Below are 14,660 nucleotides of genomic sequence, written 5' to 3' on the forward strand. Positions count from 1 at the left end.
TGCTGCGCGACGGATTAATCGGCTTTCGGGAAGTCGACCACCGTGTCGTTAACCCGGTTCACCATATTGGTGAACAAGATTGCGCTGATGGCGCTGATAATCTCAATCACCTGCTGGTCGCTAAAACCGGCGTTGCGCAGCGCGGCGACGTCGGCTTCCGGCAGCGTGCCGGTGGTGGTCACCAGCGTCTGCGCAAATTTCACCAGCGCATCAAGCTGTGCCTCTTCCGCATACTCCCCGCGGCGCAGGGCGTGGATCTGTTCGCTGCTGAAGCCGGCTTTTTTCGCCATCAGCGTATGTGCGGCCAGGCAGTAGTCACAGCCGGTGGCTTCGCTGACCGACAGGTTAATGGCTTCCAGCTGTTGGGCGCTGAGGCTGCCTTTATGTAGCATCGCATTGTGCGCCAGCGCCTGCTGCAGCGCGGCCGGCGAGTGGCCGCCGATGGCCAGGTAGGCATTCGGCACTTTGCCCATTGCTTTTTTGATCCCGGCGAAAATATCGGCGGCTTTGCCGGTGGCGTCTTGTTCACGGATATCAGCTAAACGGCTCATGGTTAACTCCTGTTGTTTTCGAGGGTGTGTGTTGGCATTGGGGTCATCTTAGGCGGTTGCCGCATGCTAGACTGGCGGTCTTCGTCTCACCTTTTTGTCTTATCGTCTCAGGAGAAGCATGGACAGTCTCAGTCATCTGCTGGCGCTGCTGGCGCCGCGCTGCGAAGTGAACCTGCACTGTCGCTTCGGCGGCCGCTGGCAGGCCGGGCACCAGCAAATGCGCAGCGGCGTGGTGCCATGGCACGTGGTGCTGCGCGGCGAGGGGCGGCTCAACGTCGGCGGCCAGACCCATCACCTGCGCGCGGGAGATGTGGTCCTCCTGCCGCACGGTTCGCCGCACCTGATGGAGAGCCTGGTGGAGTGGGGCCAGGTGCTGCCGGTGGCGCATCGCTTTAACGGCACGGTGACGGAAATGCGCGCCGGCCCGGCGGAGGGGGCGCTGGAGATGCTGTGCGGCGAATTCTATTTTGGTCCGCACGTCAGCTGGCTGTTCACTGAGGCGTCGACGCTGATCCATCTCCATACCGATGCGCGCGAAGACTGCCCGGAGCTGCAGCCATTGCTTAACATACTGGTCCGCGAAAGTCTGGCGCAGCGTCCCGGCGGCAGCGCTATCGTGCGCAGCCTCGGCGATACGCTGCTGGTGCTGCTGCTGCGCATGCTGCTTGGCGAGCAGCAGCCGCCAGGCGGGCTGCTGCGTCTGATGAGCGATGAGCGCCTGATGCCGGCGGTGCTGGCGGTGATGGCGACCCCGGAGCAGCCGTGGACGCTGGAAACCATGGCCGCCCGCGCCTTTCTGTCGCGGGCCACCTTTGCCCGCCATTTTGCCCGCGTTTATCACCTGACGCCGCAGGCGTGGCTGTCGCAGCTGCGAATGGCGCTGGCCGCCCGGCTGCTGCGCCTGGAGCGTCAGACCAACCTCGAGGTCATTGCCGAACGCTGCGGCTTTCAGTCGCTGGCGTCCTTCTCGAAGCGCTTCAAAATGCGCTATGGCGTGACGCCGGGCGAGTGGCGACGGGGCTAGCGCTTCGCGCCTGACGAAGATGATTTTATTTCCGGTTGCGTGGTTTGCTGTTTATTACCCCACCCGAAAGTCGCTATAGTTTTGCACGAAAAAAACAACGACAGTCAGGACGGACAGGGTGAAGAGGATGAGATTACGTTTACGTGCCGCCGCCGCGGTAATGCTGGCGGGTCTGGCGCTGGTCGGCTGCGACCAAAAGGGTAATGAAGCGAAGCACATTAAGGTCGGCGTGATTAACGGCGCTGAACAGGATGTGGCGGAAGTGGCGAAGAAAGTGGCCAAAGAGAAGTATGGTCTGGAGGTTGAGCTGGTGGGGTTCAGCGGCTCGCTGTTGCCTAACGAATCGACCAACGCCGGGGATCTGGACGCCAACGTCTTCCAGCATCGGCCTTTCCTTGAGCAGGACAACAAAGCGCATAACTACCATCTGGTGGCGGTAGGCAATACCTTCGTCTTCCCGATGGCCGGCTATTCGCGCAAGATAAAGTCAGTCGCCGAACTGAAAGACGGCGCGACGATCGCTATCCCCAACGATCCGACCAACCTCGGGCGGGCGCTGCTGCTGCTGCAAAAAGAGAAGCTGATTACCCTCAAAGCCGGTACCGGCCTGCTGCCGACGGCGGTGGATATCACCGACAACCCGCATCATCTGAAAATTATGGAGCTGGAAGGGGCGCAACTGCCGCGCGTACTCGACGATCCTAAAGTCGACGTGGCCATCATCAGCACCACCTACCTGCAGCAAACCGGGCTGTCGCCGGTTCGCGATGGCATCTTTATCGAAGATAAAAACTCGCCCTACGTGAACATCATCGTGACCCGTGAAGACAATAAAGACGCGGAAAACGTGAAAGAGTTTATGCAGTCGTACCAGTCGCCGGAGGTGGCGAAGGCGGCAGAGACTATCTTCAACGGCGGCGCGGTGCCGGGCTGGTAAGCCAACTTACAGGGAGAGGCGCGTATGGTACGCCAACGGCAGGCCGATCTGCTGCTGATTGCCGCGACGGTGATTGCCGCCTGCGGCTGGATTTTTTCCCGCGAGGCGATCGCCGGCATGCCGGTATTCGCGTTCCTTGGGCTGCGCTTTTTCTTCGCCGCGCTGCTGCTGCTGCCGTTTTGCCGCGGGTTTCGCCCGCAAAAGCAGCACTGGCCAAAGCTCATCATCAGCGGGCTATGGTTTGCGCTCAACCTCTGCCTGTGGATCTACTCGGTCTCCACGACGGCGTCGCTCGGCGAAGGGGCGTTTATCATGAGCCTGTCGATGATGTTCGTCCCGCTGACCGCGTGGGTGATGATGAAGGTGCGTCCGCCGCGGGCCTGGTGGGAGTGCCTGCCGATCGCGGTGGTGGGCCTGGGCCTGCTCAGCCTGCACATGCCGATAGTCTTCCATCCCAGCCAGGGCTGGTTTTTGCTGACGGCGCTGGTGCAGTCCATCTGGTTCTGTTACACCAGCCGCTGCGCGCGTGAAGTACCGCTGATCCCCCTGACCACCGTGCAGCTGGCGATCACTGGTATTGTCGGGTTGACCCTCTCCGCTGCCGTTGAACGCTGGGACCAGCCGATGACCCTGCCGACCTTCGGCTGGCTGGTGGCCAGCATTGTCATCGCCACCAGCCTGCGCTTCGGTCTGCAGATGAAGGGGCAGAAGTACGCGGCGGTGGCCAGCGCGGCGATCATTATGGTGCTCGAACCGCTGCTGACGGTCATTGCCGCCGCGCTGTGGTATGGCGAACAGCTGCCGCTGCAGAAGATTATCGGCGGCGTGCTGATCCTGGTTGCCCAGCTGTGGTTCCGCTGGCGGATGCTTAAGCCGTAGCCTGCCCGGTGCGCGGCTGCGCCATCAATTGCAGCAGCGGCACCAGCGACAGCCCGTCCGGCATTTCGCCGCGGGCGATCAGCTGGTTTATCTCCTCAAAGGTAAACCAGCCGGTTTCCATCACTTCATCCTGATCCGCATCCATCCCCACCCAGCGTAAACCGGTGGCCAGCCAGGTGATAAACAGCTGGTCGCTGCTGCCGTAGGAGGGGTTGAAGCGCATGATCTCCTCGACGCGTTGCGCCTGCCAGCCGGTCTCTTCCCGCAGCTCGCGCAGCGCGGCCGCCGCCGGATCTTCCCCTTCGTCAACGCCGCCTGACGGAATGGCCCACACCACCTTGTCGATCAGGTAGCGGTAGTGGCGAATCAGCAGCACTTTGTCATCCTGGATAGCCACAATCCCCACCGCCGGGCGCGGATAGTGAATGGCGTAAAAGTCGCGGCGCTCGCCGGGGGCGATATCAATACCCACCTTGCGCATGCTGAACCACGGCGTCTCGGCGATGATCTGCGGGTCGTGCATATCGGCGGCGGTCAGTTTTTTCTTCATCCTGCCACTCCTGTCAAAAATGGAGCCTTCAGAACAACATAGCCGGAGGCGGATAGCAATCGCCGCAGGTTGGCCCGATTTCATCGATCCTTGCCCAAATGCCCCTATTGCGCCAGGCTGGTACTCAGTACGATGTTCGTCAAATCACCCCCTGAGGAACGCCAACATGAACATCACCCATATCCGTAACGCGACCCAGATTATTGAATACGCCGGGAAAAAGTTTCTGATCGATCCGATGCTGGCGGACAAGGGCGCCTGGCCGGGTTTTCCGGGCACCGCGCGCAGCGAGCTGCGCAACCCGCTGGTAGCGCTGCCTTTTTCCCGCGATAAAATCATCGACGTTGACGCGGTGATCGTCACCCATACCCATGACGATCACTGGGACGAGGCGGCGATCGCCGCGATCCCGAAAACCCTGCCGGTGTTCGTCCAGCACGAAGCCGACGGCGCATTGCTGCGCAGCCAGGGTTTCCAGGATATCTGCCTGCTGACGGCAGACAGCGAATTTGCCGGCGTGCGCCTGCTGAAAACCACCTCCGGCCAGCACGGCAGCGATCGCACCTACGCGGTGCCGGCGATGGCCGAACGCCTGGGCGAGGCCTGCGGCGTGCTGTTTCGCCATCCGCAGGAGAAGACGCTGTGGCTGGTGGGAGATACCATCTGGCGTGATGAAATTGCAGCCGACCTGCTGAAGCTGCGCCCGGACGTGGTGGTCCTCAACGCCGGCTACGCCCACGTCATCGGCTTTGGCCCGATTATCATGGGCAAAGAGGATCTCCTGAACGTACACTTCACCCTGCCGGAAGCGAAAATCATGGCGATTCACCTGGAAGCGGTCAACCACTGCCTGGTGAGCCGGGAAGAGATGCGCCAGTATGCGCTGGATAATCAGATAGCCGAGGTAGTGTGTATCCCGCAGGATGGGGAAACCGTGTTTTATTAACGTGCGCAAGGGGAAGGAACGATGAAACTCACCGACGTGGCGATTGTTGCCGTAGAGGGCTTTAGCCCGTTTCATTACGCCGTTCCCTGCATGCTGTTTGGCGATTCGGTCTCTGAAAGCAAACGCTTTAACCTGCACATTTGCGCCGAGCGGCCGGGGCTACTGCGCGCCCGCGACGGCTTTGCGCTGTACGCCAGCGGCGATTACGCCGTGCTGGAACAGGCGGATATCGTGGTGGTGCCTTACTGGGGCGAGGTTGACCGCCGCCCGCCGCAGGCGCTGCTTGATAGCCTGGTGCGGGCCCGGAATAACGGCGCGGAAATCGTCGGTCTGTGCCTCGGCGCGTTCGTCCTGGGCTACGCCGGGCTGCTGGACGGGAAACGCGCGGCGACCCACTGGGAGTTTGAGCAGGATTTTCAGCGCCGGTTTCCGCAGGTGCGGCTGGATATCAACGCCCTGTATGTCGACGACCAGCGGATCATTACTTCGGCGGGCACCGCGGCGGCGCTGGACTGTTGCCTCTACATCATCCGCCAGCGTTTCGGCAGCCTCGCGGCCAACCAGATCGCCCGGCGGCTGATTGTTTCACCGCACCGCGAGGGCGGCCAGGCGCAGTTCATCGCCCAGCCGGTGCCGAAAAACACCCGCGATGCGCGAATCAACTGCCTGCTGGATTATCTGCAGCAGCATATTGCCGAGCCGCATAATCTCGATTCGCTGGCGCGGGTGGTGGCGATGAGCCGCCGCAGCCTGACCCGCCACTTCGCCCGGGCGACCGGGATGAGCATTACCGACTGGCTGACCGCCGAACGCCTGCGCCGCAGCCAGAGCCTGCTTGAGGCGGGCGATCTGCCGGTTGAGCAGGTGGCGGAGGCGGTGGGTTATCTCTCTGCCGTCACCTGGCGTCAGCAGTTTAAAGCGCGCTTTGGCGTCAGTCCGACCGAATGGCGGCGCACCTTTCGCCGCGGCGCTTAGCCGGCGAGGGTCGCGCTGTCGATCACGAAGCGGTATTTCACGTCGCCCTTGACCATTCTTTCCCAGGCTTCGTTGATCTCATCGCCGCGGATCAGTTCGATATCGGCGACGATGCCGTGTTCAGCGCAGAAGTCGAGCATCTCCTGAGTTTCCGCGATCCCGCCAATCATCGACCCGGCAATCGACCGGCGGCGGATGATCAGATTGAACACTTCCGGCGACGGATGCGGCGTGGCCGGAGCGCCCACCAGCGTCATGGTGCCATCGCGCTTCAGCAGCGTGGTGAAGGCATCGAGATTATGCGGCGCCGCCACGGTGTTGAGGATGAAATCGAAGCTTTTGACGTGGGCCGCCATTTCGTCTTCGTTACGCGACACCACCACCTCATCGGCGCCCAGCGCTCTGGCCGCATTACGCTTGGATTCGGAGGTGGTAAAGGCCACCACGTGAGCCCCCATGGCGTGGGCCAACTTGATTCCCATATGCCCAAGGCCGCCGATGCCGACCACGCCGACTTTTTTACCCGGCCCGGCGTGCCAGTGGCGCAGCGGCGAGTAGGTCGTGATCCCGGCGCACAGCAGCGGCGCGACGGCGGCCAGCTGCGCTTCGGGATGGGTTATCCGCAGCACGTAGTGTTCTTTAACCACGATCTGCTGTGAATAGCCGCCCAGGGTGTGGCCCGGCGCGTCCTGGGTCGGTCCGTTGTAGGTCAGCACCATATGGTCGCAGTAGTTCTCCAGCCCCTCAGCGCACTCCTCGCACTGTTGACAGCTATCGACCATGCAGCCGACGCCCACCAGATCGCCGACGGCGTAGCGCGAGACAGCGTCGCCGACCGCGGTGACCCGGCCCACAATTTCATGCCCCGGCACGCAGGGATAGAGCGTTCCCGCCCATTCCGATCGCGCCTGGTGGAGATCGGAGTGGCAGACGCCGCAGTAGGCGATGGCGATCTGCACATCCTGCGGCCCCGGTTCGCGGCGGGTGATGGCCATTGATTCCAGCGGCTGGCTGGCGGAGTAGGTACCTATAGCGTTGATCAGCATAGCGAAACCTCTTGATCGAATAGAGCGGGAGATGGATGCGGGTGGTCAGTGGCATCGATAAGGGTAGCCTGGACTGGGAGAGATGCGAGGGGGAAAGCGGCATCAGGCACGGCGTAAGCGAGCGAGTCGCCGGAGTCGCAATTTATAAGACAGGTTTATCATTTAAGCGGCTAAGCCGTATAAATATTTACGAAAATTATTGTTTTTTAGTGATGTAAAATCGAGGTAAACCGCTTATGCCGATAATAATGCTTACACTCTTTTTATTATGGAAACGACTTGGTTTTTATTCATGATTGCGCGTGTTGATACTATTACCGCTGAAAATCATGTCCTTCAACCTGACTTAATGACACAACACGATGTCGAAACCTGACGCCAACGGCCAGAATTCCCGGTCATTACCCTCTTTTTTTTATGGACGACGAACAAAACCGTTACCTGCGGTGGAATCCTTATTATCCGCGTTCCGGCCTGTCAGCACCCCTTTTGAACTGGCGCAGTCAAACTATTACCATTTTCCCTTGGCCCAAAGCGAATCCGGCTTCATTCTCCTCGAAGAAGGCGTGGCTTCAGTTTGCTTTGCGGAAAATCAACTGGTGATATCGACGGTCCTCGCCCCGGCTATATTGGGATTAATTGATAATTATGGCGTGTTTAACGGGCTCCCGGATAAACGCCACTGTTCTCTGTTTGCTGAGACGGATTTAAGCGGGCGCTGGATAGCGCATCAGGCCGCGGTCAATATCCTGAATGAGAAAAACCTGTGGCAGGAGATGGCCCATATCCTGACGCAGCGGTTGATGGTGTTGAGCATGCGCGAGCAGGAGCTGCTGGGGGTGGACTCTTACCAGATGGTGCGCATCCTGTTAATGGAGCTGGCGGTCTATTCGGAGACGTATCGTAGACAGATCAATGTATTAAGGTTTATCCAGCGGCGTACCAACCTGTCGCGTAGCCGCATTATGTCGATTCTGTCGGAGCTGCGCAAAGGCGGTTATATTATTATCCACCGCGGGGTGTTGATGACTATCGCCCAACCGCTTCCCGCCAATTTTTGAGCCTGGCAGGCGAAGGGCGTGATTTGTCGCCCCCCACCTGCTGGTCCGCTTAGGGCTCAATCGCCGTCAGGTAGTCCAGCCGCAGCGGCTCAGCCAGCAGACGCTCCATCTGCATAACAAACGCCTGAAAATAGGGCATCTCTACATGCGCATCAAGGGCGTCCTGCCCACGCCACGCTTCGCGCATGTAGAAAGTGTCCGGCGCGTCACGCAGCTGGAACAGCGCGTAGTCGAGATTACCCGGCTCCTGTCTCGTCGGCAGGAGCAGCTTCTGCAGGGCCTGGCGCAGCGCGTCCGTTTGGCCTGGTTTCGCCTTGAGCACGGCGAGCAGGGTTATCATCTTAAAATCCCTCCAGCACAATCTTGCCCACCGCGCGTCCGGTTTCCAGCTGGCGATGCACTTTCTGCAGATTGTCGGCAGTGATGGCGCCATAGTGTTCGCCGAGGGTGGTTTTGATCGTGTGGTTGTCGATCAGGGCCGCCACGCGGGTCAGCAGCTGATGCTGGGCGATCATGTCATCCGTCTCAAACATTGAGCGGGTGAACATAAATTCCCAGTGCAGGGAGAGGCTTTTGGCTTTCAGCGGCACCACGTCCAGGGTCTCCGGATCATCAATCAGCGCCAGCTTGCCCTGCGGGGCGAGGGCGTCAATCAGCGCATTGAAGTGCTGGTCGGTGTTGGTCAGGCTGGCGACATGGGTCACCGCGTTGATGCCGATACGCGCCAGCTCGTCGGCGAGCGGCTTGCTGTGATCGATAACATGGTGCGCGCCCCCCTCGCGGACCCACCGTTGACTCTCCGGACGCGAAGCGGTGCCGATCACCGTCATGGCGGTCAGTTTGCTGGCCAGCTGGGTCAGGATCGAGCCCACGCCGCCCGCCGCGCCGACGATCAGCAGCGTGTCGCCCGCGTTACCGCCTTCCGTGACGCCGAGACGGTGAAACAGCAGCTCCCAGGCGGTGATCGCCGTCAGCGGCAGCGCGGCGGCGGAGGCATTATCGAGGGTGCGCGGTTTGTGCGCCACCAGGCGCTCATCCACCAGCTGATATTCACTGTTGCTACCGGCCCGGCCCAGGGCGCCGGCGTACCAGACCTCATCGCCTGGCGCGAACAGCGTCACTTCCTCACCGACGGACTGCACCACGCCAACGGCGTCCCAGCCCAGCACCCGCGGCGTGTCGCCCCGGAAGCCGGCGCGCACTTTAGTGTCTACCGGATTGACCGATACCGCCTTCACGGCAACCAGCAGGTCACGCCCGTGGGCGGAGGGGACCGGCAGGTCGATCTCGGTTAAAAAAGGGATATTGTCGCCGTCAGCGGCGGCTTGAGTAATGGCGATAGCTTTCATAACTGCTCCGGTCTGTGAATCGGGTGAATAAAGCGATGACGCGATAGTAGACCGGTGCCGGGAGGGGAAAAACGGGTTAACGGCAATAACAGTTATATGCAGAAAGTGAAAATCAGCCCACCTGATAGAAATCGAGCATCACCCCATCCTGAGTACGCCCGCCGGCGCAGATAAACAGCGAGGTGGTTAGCCAGCTGAGCGCGGGGGTATCCACCTCGAAGGTGGGGACAGTGCGAAAATAGATATCTTCCGGCGGAATAGTGCTAAAAAAGCGCATATCGTCGGCGAACAGTTGGTCATGATAGTGGGCCGGCACCCGGCGGATACCGTTGTTTTCCACGTACACCGTCCCTTCCTCCACCTGCAGGGCATAGCGGGCGGATAGCCTGCATGTGCCGTCGGGCCCGATAATCTGGCTATCGACGCCGCCGGGCAGCACGTGGCCGCGCAGTTGACCCGAGACGCTGCCGCCGAGAATCGGGATCAGCTGGCGCTTGCCGGTCTGCGGACTGCGGGAGACAATCACCGGTTTATCAACCTGGATGGTAATGGAAAAACAGTGTCTCAGTTCGGGGGTCATCATGGCTCTCCTGTTTCGGTTGGCAACGGCACGCGGCCTTTGCGCCAGTGTAACGGGTTTGCAGGAGACAAAATAACGCAGGGTTTGGATGAAAATGATTGGCTGAGATGATGGGTTTTGCGACTCAGTTTGGTTGGGCGTGGCTGTGGGCGAGCAGAGGCAAACTGGCGGAAGATCACAGGAGTTGAACCTGCCCGGGACCGCTGGCGGCCCCAACTGGATTTGAAGTCCAGCCACCTCACCGGAGATGACGATCTTCCGCGCCTCGATTGCTACATGGAGGCGGGGCGCATTATAGCTACTTTCAGCCGTTTACCACATACCTGAACGCACTTTTTTACTGTTAAAACTGGACTTTGCAGAACAGTCTGAGACAAATCCGTTCAAAATCCATGAGTTACACTTTTTCATGCTCTTTCAGGCTAACGCGATCGCAGAATACATGAAACATATTCTGATAATGACCTAATTCATCTTCCTGCGGCAAAGGCTGATAAAAAATGTAACCGGTACCCATCTGTGGTGCCGCCAAGGGAATTGTGCCCATATGAAAGATCCTGTTTTGTCCGTCAAAGAGAAAATTGGCTACGGCATGGGCGACGGCGCCACCCTCACCATTATTCTCGCCTTGTTCACCCTCGTTCCGGCGGAGAGGGTTTTTTTATTCCATTTTTGTACAAAAAGTAACATTCATTTCAGTCTGGTGACTCAGGCCGCAGACGCTATTCCTGAACGGTGATAGCGTATGCTGCCGCTGAGAGGAGCCCGCCATGGACTTAGAAAATATCTTTCGTGACGTGAAGCTAAGCAAAACGGAAATGACCGTGCTGCGCTTTATCCAGAACGACCCGGAGCTGTGTATCCGCCAGGGGATCCGCGCCGTGGCGGAGCAGTGCTACAGTAACCCCTCCTCGCTGGTGCGGTTGGCGAAAAAGCTTAAGTTCAGCGGCTGGCTGGAGCTGGTCTATTTCATCAAGTTCAATATCACCATGCCGAAGCTCGATGTCACCAACGATATCGACTATATGAGCATTCAGCCGGCGGAGGCGCTGACGCCGCTGCTGGCAAGCCTCGCGCAGCAGCGCGTCCTGATCCACGGCAGCGGTTTTTCGCAGTTGATTGCCCAGTATATTTATAACAAGTTCCTCGTCACTGGGGTGAATGCCAGCCTGGCGCTGTGGCCGGATTACGAAATCCTTGAGCAGAAAAACGCCGCTCGCTTCGACTCCATCTGGATCATTTCTAAATCCGGGCGCAGCAGCTCGGCGCTCAACTGGGTGAAGGCCATGGAGGGGAAGGAGATCAACCTGGTCTGCTTTACCGGCGATTATCAGAGCCCGCTGGCGCAGGCTGCGGATACGGCGTTTATCATTCACGATCCGCAGAAGTTCGACGATGATATTTACTGGAGCAACCCGTTTTTCGGCTACTGCATCCTAGGCTTTGAGCGGCTACTGAAGATGTGGTTTACCCGCGCACCTGGCAACAGGTAGCTCCGCTAAGCGCAGTGCCGCCGGGCAATATATCAGGCGCCGCGCCACCATGTTGCCGGGTGGCGGCTGCGCCTTACCCGGCCTACGCCTCCAGGTCCGGTCAGTGATTTACCGCCAGGCGGCGAACTGCTTATCGTCGAGATAAGCTTCGACCAGGGTTTTCGCCAGCGACCAGGAACCGATCAGCGGGTGCGCCATCAGCGCCCGCACCGCCAGCGACTTATCCTGCTGCAGGATCGCCGCTACCGCCAGCCGCTCATACTCTTTCACGCAGGAAATCATATTCTTCTGCGCCGTCGGCACCTTCGTCGGCGTGACCGGCTTGAGGCCCTCCCGGCTCAGGTCGCAGCTGATCTCAATCACGTCGTCAGGGCGCAAAAAGTCGAGCGTGCCATTATTCTGGATCGACACCACGATCCGCTTGGTGGTGGTGCTGTTCACCGCTTCCAGAATATCCAGCGCCACCCCGGCATAGCCGCCGGTGTCCGGCTCTTCGATAAACTGCCGCAGCGTCAGCGGCTCGCGGGTATGAAATTTCTCCTGCCGGGATTCGTTCTGCATATAGCTGTTTTCCCGGCGCAGGTAGTGCTGCATCCAGATATTGAAGGCGGCTTCCGGCTGCGTTCTGGCATCCACGGTGCGCAGCGCCTGGCGCATCTCCTGATTGATACGGGCGATTTGCTCCCCGCGCGTTTCGCCTGCCCCCTGAATCGCCTTCAGCGCCTCGTCGCGATAGTAGTAATAATAGAGATATTCGTTGAGTAACTGGTTATCGCACAGCCGCACCAGCTCGGGTGAGAAGTACTGCATCGCGGTCTTCTGGTACAGCGCCGGGCTGGCGATCAGCCGCTCGGTCACCGCTTCCCCGCGCACGGTGAAGTGGGTAAACCAGGAGAAATGGTTCAGCCCATAGCATTCCACGCTCAGGTCGCGCTCCTCACAGCCGAGGATCGCCGGCAGTTCACGAATCAGCTCGGAAGGCGCATCGCAGATCCCATAGACCCGACGCTTAAAGCCGGACTTGACGATCGCTTCCGTCACCAGGCCTGACGGGTTGGTAAAGTTAAACAGAATGGCGTCTTCGGCGGCATGGGCCTCGATCAGCCGGCAATAGTCGAGGATCGCCGGGATCGAGCGCATGGCCATCGCGAAGCCGCCGGCGCCGGTGGTCTCCTGGCCGAGGGTGTTATGTTGCAGCGCAATGCGCTCGTCGCGAATGCGGCTTTCATCGCCGCCGACCCGCAGGGTGGTAATAATATAATTGGCGTTTTGCAGCGCCGCGACCGGGTCGGTGGTGGTCGTGAAATGAATATCCGGGCGAATGGTCGTAAATACATAGCGGGCGATTTCGCCGAATATCGCCAGATTATCCGCAGAGTTATCGAGAAAAACCACCTCCGTTAAACCAATGCGGTGAGCATTATATGCCAGAGATTTCGCTAAAAATGCAGAGCGAACGCCGCCCCCGCCTAATACGGTTAATTTCATACAAACTCCTCATTAATTTTCTGCTAACCAGTTATCAACCCGGGAACGTACCTGTCCCACTTTTACGCCATAAATAACCTGAACTTCATTACGATTGCGCACCACGCCGTTGGCGCCGGTATTTTTTAATTGCGCGTCATCAACTTGCGCCATATCGCGCACGGCTACGCGCAGACGAGTAAAACAATTATCGACGGAGAGAATATTCTCCTTGCCCCCGAGGCCGCGGATAATGTCATCGGTAACCGACTGCGGCTGCGCGACTTTCTGGCGGTACTCCGCTTTGCTGTAGAGCTTCACGCTCTCGTCATCTTCCCGGCCCGGTGTTTTCAGATTCAGCCTCACCACCAGGGTGCGGAAAATCACGTAGTAGACGGCGAACTGGCCGATCCCGATAAGGACATATCCCGGCCAGCGCGTTAAGGAGACCGGCAGCGGCAGGTTATAGATCAGAAATTCGATCAGGCCCGATGCGCCCCAGGGGCGTACGGTGAAGAGGTCGCAAATGGCCTGCGAGGCGGCGGTTAACGTCGCATGGATCACCCACAGCAGCGGCGAGACAAACAAAAAGGTGAACTCAATCGGCTCGGTGATGCCGGTCAGCATGGAGGTGATAATCGCCGGCAGCAGAATCGCCTTAGCCATTACTTTTTTCTCCGGCTTCGCGGTGTGGTAGAACGCCAGCGAGGCGCCGGCGAGGCCGAAGATGGTGGTCATCCCTTGCTGTGAGAAGCGTAGGGCCTCATTCATCACCGGGGTCAGATCCGGGTGGCGCATATAGGCGAGGAAAATGGCCTGGGTACCGGAGACCACCTGGCCGTCCACGTTCAGGGTGCCGCCAATCTGGGTGAGCTGGAAGGGGGACCAGACAAAATGGTGCAGGCCGGTCGGGATAAGAAATTTTTCAAAGAAACCATAGACGAAGACCCCGGCGACCCCGGCATTTTTCATAAAGCCGGTGAGGGCGGAGATGCCGTGGGTCATAAACGGCCAAATCCAGGTAAAGGCGATGGCGTAGAAGATAACCACCGGCGTCATCGCCACCAGCGTCAGCTTGGCGCCGCCGTACATCGACAGCGCGCCGGGCAGGTCAATGGTAGAGACTTTATTGTGCACCCACGCGATGGTGCAGCCGAGAATAATGCCAAGGAAAACGCCCATATCCACCACCACAAAGCCCAGCAGCTGGGTTTGCCCGGTGCCATAATATTCACCGTTAATTTTTTCGGCGAGTCCGTGAGTGTGTTCCAGCCAGGAGTGGTTGGCGCCAAGAAACATAATGAAGCACATCACCGCAACCAGCGCGACTTCGGTTTTTTTATCTTTTGCCAGACCATAGCTAATGCCGACGCAAAATAATAAGCCGAGGTTGCCAAATAAAGGCCAAAAGGTGTCGCCGAGCATCTGCCCAAGCTGGTGCAGGAAACTGGTTTCAGCAATTAATGTCGGATTAGTTAATACTGAACTGAGGGCCAGAATTAAGCCAATGACCGGCAAGAACAATACGGCGCCGATCATGGCCCGGGAGAATTTTTGCATATTCTCCAGAATACGCTGACGTATTTCAGGCATGATTGATCCTTTTATATTTTTGTAGGGACAGGGAGCGGTTTTTTATCGACTTCCAGTATTTTGGTTATAGCAACTCTGATATTTGAAGGGAACCAGTAGCGGTAAATAGGCACAGATAGCCGCTTATTGCACACAGGTTTCAGAATGCCTGCAGACCCTCTCCCTGACAGGGAGAGGGCGTAGCCAGAGCGGCGTTTTTGCTGAGAAGC

The 14,660-nt window shown here is 58.9% G+C and carries 17 protein-coding genes and 1 tRNA gene; 8 read left to right on the top strand and 10 right to left on the bottom strand.

Translation table 11 applies throughout. From position 1 onward, the window contains the following. Positions 1–14: 14 nt before the first annotated feature. Positions 15–551: a peroxidase-related enzyme gene (locus ABLX76_RS09630; RefSeq protein WP_032433699.1), complete on the bottom strand. Its 537-nt coding sequence runs from the start codon at positions 549–551 to the stop codon at positions 15–17. A 118-nt stretch (positions 552–669) separates the two neighbouring features. Between ABLX76_RS09630 and ABLX76_RS09635 the strand changes: the two genes are divergently transcribed. The 3 genes from ABLX76_RS09635 to ABLX76_RS09645 all read left to right on the top strand — a co-directional run bounded on the left by ABLX76_RS09635 (position 670) and on the right by ABLX76_RS09645 (position 3,391). After that, on the top strand, positions 670–1,575 hold the full coding sequence (locus tag ABLX76_RS09635; protein ID WP_023291401.1) for an AraC family transcriptional regulator: 906 nt from the start codon (positions 670–672) through the stop codon (positions 1,573–1,575). 127 nt (positions 1,576–1,702) lie between these two features. Then, positions 1,703–2,512, top strand: a complete 810-nt coding sequence (nlpA, locus tag ABLX76_RS09640) for a lipoprotein NlpA (protein ID WP_023291400.1) — start codon at positions 1,703–1,705, stop codon at positions 2,510–2,512. A gap of 24 nt (positions 2,513–2,536) precedes the next feature. After that, positions 2,537–3,391: a DMT family transporter gene (locus tag ABLX76_RS09645; RefSeq protein WP_023291399.1), complete on the top strand. Its 855-nt coding sequence runs from the start codon at positions 2,537–2,539 to the stop codon at positions 3,389–3,391. Here the strand turns inward: ABLX76_RS09645 and ABLX76_RS09650 are convergent. After that, positions 3,381–3,941, bottom strand: a complete 561-nt coding sequence (locus ABLX76_RS09650; RefSeq protein WP_348874456.1) for an NUDIX hydrolase — start codon at positions 3,939–3,941, stop codon at positions 3,381–3,383. The two genes, ABLX76_RS09645 and ABLX76_RS09650, sit on opposite strands and share 11 nt — an antisense overlap. 166 nt (positions 3,942–4,107) lie before the next feature. On the opposite strand from ABLX76_RS09650, the gene ABLX76_RS09655 reads away from it, so the two are divergent. Beyond that, on the top strand, positions 4,108–4,887 hold the full coding sequence (locus tag ABLX76_RS09655; RefSeq protein WP_348874457.1) for an MBL fold metallo-hydrolase: 780 nt from the start codon (positions 4,108–4,110) through the stop codon (positions 4,885–4,887). A 21-nt stretch (positions 4,888–4,908) separates the two neighbouring features. Further along, a complete protein-coding gene (locus ABLX76_RS09660) occupies positions 4,909–5,862 on the top strand; it encodes a helix-turn-helix domain-containing protein (protein ID WP_023291396.1) in 954 nt (317 codons plus the stop codon). On the opposite strand, the gene ABLX76_RS09665 is transcribed toward ABLX76_RS09660, so the two are convergent. Continuing rightward, entirely contained in the window at positions 5,859–6,908 is a 1,050-nt protein-coding gene (locus ABLX76_RS09665) for an NAD(P)-dependent alcohol dehydrogenase (RefSeq protein WP_044525064.1), read from the bottom strand. The two genes, ABLX76_RS09660 and ABLX76_RS09665, sit on opposite strands and share 4 nt — an antisense overlap. 362 nt (positions 6,909–7,270) lie before the next feature. On the opposite strand from ABLX76_RS09665, the gene ABLX76_RS09670 reads away from it, so the two are divergent. Beyond that, positions 7,271–7,969: a winged helix-turn-helix transcriptional regulator gene (locus ABLX76_RS09670; RefSeq protein ID WP_048335600.1), complete on the top strand. Its 699-nt coding sequence runs from the start codon at positions 7,271–7,273 to the stop codon at positions 7,967–7,969. A gap of 49 nt (positions 7,970–8,018) precedes the next feature. Here the strand turns inward: ABLX76_RS09670 and ABLX76_RS09675 are convergent, their stop codons facing one another. The 5 genes from ABLX76_RS09675 to ABLX76_RS09695 all read right to left on the bottom strand — a co-directional run bounded on the left by ABLX76_RS09675 (position 8,019) and on the right by ABLX76_RS09695 (position 10,445). Then, positions 8,019–8,309, bottom strand: a complete 291-nt coding sequence (locus ABLX76_RS09675; RefSeq protein WP_032454386.1) for a putative quinol monooxygenase — start codon at positions 8,307–8,309, stop codon at positions 8,019–8,021. A 1-nt stretch (position 8,310) separates the two neighbouring features. Then, positions 8,311–9,318: a zinc-binding alcohol dehydrogenase family protein gene (locus tag ABLX76_RS09680; RefSeq protein ID WP_348874458.1), complete on the bottom strand. Its 1,008-nt coding sequence runs from the start codon at positions 9,316–9,318 to the stop codon at positions 8,311–8,313. 112 nt (positions 9,319–9,430) lie between these two features. Further along, a complete protein-coding gene (locus ABLX76_RS09685) occupies positions 9,431–9,898 on the bottom strand; it encodes a DUF3237 domain-containing protein (RefSeq protein ID WP_032454383.1) in 468 nt (155 codons plus the stop codon). A 165-nt stretch (positions 9,899–10,063) separates the two neighbouring features. After that, positions 10,064–10,158, bottom strand: a tRNA-Sec gene (locus ABLX76_RS09690). 137 nt (positions 10,159–10,295) lie between these two features. Continuing rightward, positions 10,296–10,445 carry a hypothetical protein gene (locus ABLX76_RS09695; protein ID WP_158240154.1) on the bottom strand — a complete coding sequence of 50 codons (150 nt, stop codon included), beginning with the start codon at positions 10,443–10,445 and terminating at the stop codon, positions 10,296–10,298. Between ABLX76_RS09695 and ABLX76_RS09700 the strand changes: the two genes are divergently transcribed. Continuing rightward, entirely contained in the window at positions 10,446–10,637 is a 192-nt protein-coding gene (locus tag ABLX76_RS09700) for a hypothetical protein (RefSeq protein ID WP_048335595.1), read from the top strand. It begins immediately after the preceding gene. Positions 10,638–10,668: 31 nt separating this feature from the next. Beyond that, positions 10,669–11,391, top strand: a complete 723-nt coding sequence (locus tag ABLX76_RS09705) for an SIS domain-containing protein (protein ID WP_023291388.1) — start codon at positions 10,669–10,671, stop codon at positions 11,389–11,391. Positions 11,392–11,499: 108 nt separating this feature from the next. On the opposite strand, the gene ABLX76_RS09710 is transcribed toward ABLX76_RS09705, so the two are convergent. Both ABLX76_RS09710 and ABLX76_RS09715 read right to left on the bottom strand, forming a co-directional pair. After that, on the bottom strand, positions 11,500–12,879 hold the full coding sequence (locus ABLX76_RS09710; RefSeq protein WP_048335591.1) for a glycoside hydrolase: 1,380 nt from the start codon (positions 12,877–12,879) through the stop codon (positions 11,500–11,502). Positions 12,880–12,891: 12 nt separating this feature from the next. Next, positions 12,892–14,451 carry a PTS transporter subunit EIIC gene (locus tag ABLX76_RS09715; protein ID WP_048335589.1) on the bottom strand — a complete coding sequence of 520 codons (1,560 nt, stop codon included), beginning with the start codon at positions 14,449–14,451 and terminating at the stop codon, positions 12,892–12,894. Positions 14,452–14,660 lie beyond the last annotated feature (209 nt).

Source organism: Klebsiella sp. JB_Kp004 (assembly GCF_040065795.1).
In the GTDB taxonomy this organism is placed as follows: domain Bacteria; phylum Pseudomonadota; class Gammaproteobacteria; order Enterobacterales; family Enterobacteriaceae; genus Klebsiella; species Klebsiella quasipneumoniae.

Coding starts and splice junctions, on each gene's coding strand:
- ABLX76_RS09630 (WP_032433699.1), bottom strand. CDS start 551: ATGAGCCGTTTAGCTGATATCCGTGAACAAGACGCCACCGGCAAAGCC.
- ABLX76_RS09635 (WP_023291401.1), top strand. CDS start 670: ATGGACAGTCTCAGTCATCTGCTGGCGCTGCTGGCGCCGCGCTGCGAA.
- nlpA (WP_023291400.1), top strand. CDS start 1,703: ATGAGATTACGTTTACGTGCCGCCGCCGCGGTAATGCTGGCGGGTCTG.
- ABLX76_RS09645 (WP_023291399.1), top strand. CDS start 2,537: ATGGTACGCCAACGGCAGGCCGATCTGCTGCTGATTGCCGCGACGGTG.
- ABLX76_RS09650 (WP_348874456.1), bottom strand. CDS start 3,941: ATGAAGAAAAAACTGACCGCCGCCGATATGCACGACCCGCAGATCATC.
- ABLX76_RS09655 (WP_348874457.1), top strand. CDS start 4,108: ATGAACATCACCCATATCCGTAACGCGACCCAGATTATTGAATACGCC.
- ABLX76_RS09660 (WP_023291396.1), top strand. CDS start 4,909: ATGAAACTCACCGACGTGGCGATTGTTGCCGTAGAGGGCTTTAGCCCG.
- ABLX76_RS09665 (WP_044525064.1), bottom strand. CDS start 6,908: ATGCTGATCAACGCTATAGGTACCTACTCCGCCAGCCAGCCGCTGGAA.
- ABLX76_RS09670 (WP_048335600.1), top strand. CDS start 7,271: ATGTCGAAACCTGACGCCAACGGCCAGAATTCCCGGTCATTACCCTCT.
- ABLX76_RS09675 (WP_032454386.1), bottom strand. CDS start 8,309: ATGATAACCCTGCTCGCCGTGCTCAAGGCGAAACCAGGCCAAACGGAC.
- ABLX76_RS09680 (WP_348874458.1), bottom strand. CDS start 9,318: ATGAAAGCTATCGCCATTACTCAAGCCGCCGCTGACGGCGACAATATC.
- ABLX76_RS09685 (WP_032454383.1), bottom strand. CDS start 9,898: ATGACCCCCGAACTGAGACACTGTTTTTCCATTACCATCCAGGTTGAT.
- ABLX76_RS09695 (WP_158240154.1), bottom strand. CDS start 10,445: ATGGGCACAATTCCCTTGGCGGCACCACAGATGGGTACCGGTTACATT.
- ABLX76_RS09700 (WP_048335595.1), top strand. CDS start 10,446: ATGAAAGATCCTGTTTTGTCCGTCAAAGAGAAAATTGGCTACGGCATG.
- ABLX76_RS09705 (WP_023291388.1), top strand. CDS start 10,669: ATGGACTTAGAAAATATCTTTCGTGACGTGAAGCTAAGCAAAACGGAA.
- ABLX76_RS09710 (WP_048335591.1), bottom strand. CDS start 12,879: ATGAAATTAACCGTATTAGGCGGGGGCGGCGTTCGCTCTGCATTTTTA.
- ABLX76_RS09715 (WP_048335589.1), bottom strand. CDS start 14,451: ATGCCTGAAATACGTCAGCGTATTCTGGAGAATATGCAAAAATTCTCC.